1 protein-coding gene is annotated in these 728 nt (G+C 68.7%); it reads left to right on the top strand.

Going from position 1 to position 728, the window contains the following annotated elements; genetic code table 11:
• Positions 1 to 728, top strand: a 728-nt coding sequence (locus A3764_RS25430) for a GTA baseplate fiber-binding domain-containing protein (protein WP_443069403.1), incomplete at both ends; no start/stop codon positions are given.

The raw sequence follows: 728 nt of genomic DNA, 5'->3' as shown, positions 1-728 counted from the left end.
GCCGGGGCCTGACGGGAGCGGAGCGCAGCGATACCGGATCGACCGTGTGGATCAAGGCGATGCGCAGATCGTCAATGCGTTGCGTATCGAACTCGAGGTTTATCGCACGGGCCCGGCGGAGGAGTTGCCTGCCACCATGCGCAGTTTCGCGGCGCCGGCGCCGGTTACCGCGCTGCTTCTGGACCTGCCGTTGCTGCGGGGGGATGAGGTGCCTCATGCACCGCGGGTCGCGGCCTTTTCGCGGCCTTGGCCCGAGCGGGTATCTGTCTACCGGTCGTCGCGCGACGAGGGGTATCGCCCCGATACCCTGCTGGACCGGCCCGCCACCATCGGCTTGACGCGCACGCCGTTTTGGCGGGCACGCTCGGGCGTCTTTGACCGGGGGCCCGTGCTGGAGGTCGAACTGCTGGGCGGAGCGCTACAGTCGGTTTCGCCGGATGACCTGCTGGGCGGCGCCAATCTTGCGGCGATCGGGGATGGCAGCCCCGGCGGGTGGGAGGTTTTTCAATTTGCCGAGGCGCGGCTCATTGCGCCGCAAACCTATCAGCTTTCACTGCGGCTGCGGGGGCAGGCCGGCACGGATGGCGTGGTGCCCCTTGTTCGCCCGCCGGGCGCTTGGTTCGTCCTGCTGGACGGTGCGGCGGAGCAGATCGATCTGCCGCCGAACCTGCGCGGCGTGATGCAGCATCTGCGCATCGGCCCCGCCGCGAAGGGTTATGACGATCCGT

The organism is Sulfitobacter sp. HI0129, assembly GCF_001635395.1.
GTDB lineage: Bacteria > Pseudomonadota > Alphaproteobacteria > Rhodobacterales > Rhodobacteraceae > Sulfitobacter.
The sequence above is the reverse complement of the archived record's forward strand: the minus strand, read 5'-3'. Positions and strand labels throughout refer to the sequence as shown.